The organism is Endozoicomonas sp., assembly GCF_051008435.1.
Taxonomy (GTDB): Bacteria; Pseudomonadota; Gammaproteobacteria; order Pseudomonadales; family Endozoicomonadaceae; genus Endozoicomonas_A.
In genome coordinates this window covers 1-2,778 of sequence record NZ_JBPCXO010000097.1, presented here as the reverse complement: position 1 = coordinate 2,778, position 2,778 = coordinate 1, and the positions used below count along the sequence as shown (strand labels likewise).

Here is a 2,778-nt window from a genome sequence, read left to right as displayed (position 1 = left end):
ACTTCCTCAATGTTGAGTGGTCAGTACCCAGCAAGCGAGCTGCTTCACCAATCTTGACTAATCTCTTATCCATAGTGTGAGATTATGATAGATAATCATAGATTACTCAATACTGTTTCAAACCCCTGAACTCCTGGTAGACCAGACGACTGACAGCCGTCGTCCAGGCCTGCTGGCTGCTCTCACTGCGCCCCTGGTGGCTATTGCTATGCTGGCACTTCGCCCCATTGCAGGTATTGCCATTGACCCAATGATTGCCCTGCCACTGGGTGGTGCAGCCGGTGCCCTGGCCATGGGTCGCTTCAAGGACATCAACACTTTCGCCATTGGTGGTCTGCAACGCATGAGCGGTGTTGCCATCATGCTGATCGGTACCGGTACACTGGCCGGTATTATCGCCAACTCAGGCTTAAGCGACTCTCTGGTCGAGCTATTGAAAGCTTCCGGACTGCCCGCTTACCTGCTGGCACCTTTCAGTGGCATGATGATGTCAGCGGCTACAGCTTCTACCACAGCTGGTACAGCAGTTGCTTCCAATGTCTTTGGACCTATTATTCTGGCTCTGGGTATTCCCTCACTGGGTGCAGCAGCCATGATGCACTCAGGTGCAACAGTTCTTGACCATATGCCCCACGGCAGCTTTTTCCACGCTACCGGAGGCAGTGTCGGCATGAATATTCGCGAGCGACTGAAGGCAGTTCCCTACGAAACCCTGATCGGTTTCAGTATGGCTCTGACGTCTACCATTATTTACGGCATCCTGAAGATCGCCTGACAGGGAAGAGTAAAGTCTGATGAAAATTGTCATTGCCCCCGATTCCTTTAAAGAATGTCTGACCGCCGCTCAGGTAGCCTCAGCAATTGAAACTGGCTTTAAAGAGATTCTTCCTGATGCAGAGTACGTCAAGGTACCTGTTGCTGATGGTGGAGAAGGTACCCTCCAGTCGCTGGTTGATGCCACCGGTGGACGCCTCATAGAAGTCCCTGTGACGGGTCCTCTGGGTAACCAGATTCAGGCAGAGTTAGGTGTCCTGGGTGACGGTAAAACCGCTGTCATCGAAATGGCCAGAGCCTCTGGATTGGAATTGGTAAGCCTTGAACATCGTAACCCAATGATTGCTACCACATACGGTACCGGGGAGCTGATCCACAGTGCACTGGATATGGGTGTTGAGAAAATTATCGTCGGCATTGGCGGCAGTGCCACCAATGATGGCGGAGCGGGTATGATGCAGGCCCTGGGCGTTCGTTTATTGGACGACCACGGCAAGGAACTGCTCTACGGCGGTGGTCAGTTACACAACCTTTGCAGGATCGATACCACTAAAATGGATCAACGCCTGCAATCCGTTGAGTTTATTGCAGCCTGTGACGTCGATAATCCTCTGACCGGCGAAAACGGAGCCTCAGCTATTTTTGGTCCTCAGAAGGGGGCTACAGAAGCAATGGTGAAAGCACTCGACCAATCCCTGGAGCATTATGCCCTGATCATGGAACGTGACCTCGGTGTCTCCGTTCGCGATGTTCCTGGTGCTGGAGCTGCCGGAGGTATGGGCGCTGCCTTGCTGGGCTATCTCAATGCCCGACTGGAGCCCGGTATTGAAATTGTGATGGACGCTGTTGACCTGGCTGAAAAAGTCAAAGGGGCCAACCTTGTCATCACAGGTGAAGGCCGTATTGATGGCCAGACAGCACAGGGCAAAACTCCTGTGGGAGTGGCCCGTATCGCCAAGTCCGCTGATCTTCCGGTGGTGGCACTGGCCGGATCCGTAGGTCAGGGAGTTGATGCTGTTTATTCACAGGGGATTGATGCCTTATTCCCTGTGGTACACGGAGCAGTCACCCTGGAGCAGGCACTGAAGAAAGGAAAAGAGAATCTTATCAGGGCGGCCAGAAATCTGGCAGCAGCTTTAACGATGAAACTTTAAAAGCTTTTCAGGGGCGGATCATGCAAGGTGAGCTTGCACCATGACTGCCCCTAATACATCTTTGAAGGAATACTATTCCTCAACGGGTACCAACACCTCAGACAAATGGCAGCTCAGCATGCCTGCAACAAAGATAGTCAGTGCAATGCCTGCACCAGACTGTGCAGACCCCCAGAGAGAATCTCCCTGTAAAATATAGTAATACGCGGTTCCAATAAACAACCAAAGCCACCAGAAGCCCAGTGAAGCAATGGCTGCAATCTTCAGCAGCGCCGACATCGCAATTCTCATTTCTGTCTTTTCCTCATTATTAGATGACTATAAAACTAAAACTGTGAGCTACAAGACTAGCGCCGGGAACAACAATGAGGCATCAGGGTTTAACGCAATATTTGTTTTTTTTGTTATGTAACCCTTGCTAATTAAGGAGCAGGGCCTTTTCAGACAGAAAATAAAACCATCGTGCATAAAATATAATTAAAAATATTGATCAGACTGGAAAAACCCTTAAAAAATCAGGGAAAAGTATCAATTCCTTTAATAACAACTCATCAGAAAATGACAAATTGTTATTAAATTTCGGAAGTGACATTCACAAATAAGAAATCTGCTCTATTTTTTATCTATTAGCCTGAGTGAATGGTGTTCAGTCTGATCCATTTTCAGGCTTTCCAGGAACCCGGCAGCTCAATCAGATCCAGGGCCGGCAAAGAACAATAAGGGCTAGGAGCCTGTCGGACTTAAGCCTATTTCGGCCTAAATTCCAGAAAGAACGGCCCAATTATTCGATGAATTCGATTAAATAGGTCAACTATTCTCACGAATCCATCGAATAATTCGACTCGTTCTA

At 49.2% G+C, this 2,778-nt stretch carries 3 protein-coding genes; 2 read left to right on the top strand and 1 reads right to left on the bottom strand.

Annotation, left to right across the window (positions count from 1 at the left end; all coding sequences use genetic code 11):
- Positions 1-91: 91 nt before the first annotated feature.
- Both ACR2PX_RS04340 and ACR2PX_RS04335 read left to right on the top strand, forming a co-directional pair.
- Positions 92-775 (top strand): hypothetical protein, encoded by a 684-nt coding sequence (locus tag ACR2PX_RS04340; protein WP_433998139.1) that lies wholly within the window; start codon positions 92-94, stop codon positions 773-775.
- Positions 776-794: 19 nt separating this feature from the next.
- The gene (locus tag ACR2PX_RS04335; RefSeq protein WP_433998138.1) at positions 795-1,928 is read left to right on the top strand and encodes a glycerate kinase; all 1,134 of its coding nucleotides are present in this window, start codon (positions 795-797) and stop codon (positions 1,926-1,928) included.
- Between the two features lie 72 nt (positions 1,929-2,000).
- Here ACR2PX_RS04335 and ACR2PX_RS04330 read toward each other — a convergent pair whose 3' ends face one another.
- The gene (locus ACR2PX_RS04330) at positions 2,001-2,219 is read right to left on the bottom strand and encodes a hypothetical protein (RefSeq protein ID WP_433998137.1); all 219 of its coding nucleotides are present in this window, start codon (positions 2,217-2,219) and stop codon (positions 2,001-2,003) included.
- Between the last annotated feature and the right edge of the window lie 559 nt (positions 2,220-2,778).

Coding starts and splice junctions, on each gene's coding strand:
- ACR2PX_RS04335 (WP_433998138.1), top strand. CDS start 795: ATGAAAATTGTCATTGCCCCCGATTCCTTTAAAGAATGTCTGACCGCC.
- ACR2PX_RS04330 (WP_433998137.1), bottom strand. CDS start 2,219: ATGAGAATTGCGATGTCGGCGCTGCTGAAGATTGCAGCCATTGCTTCA.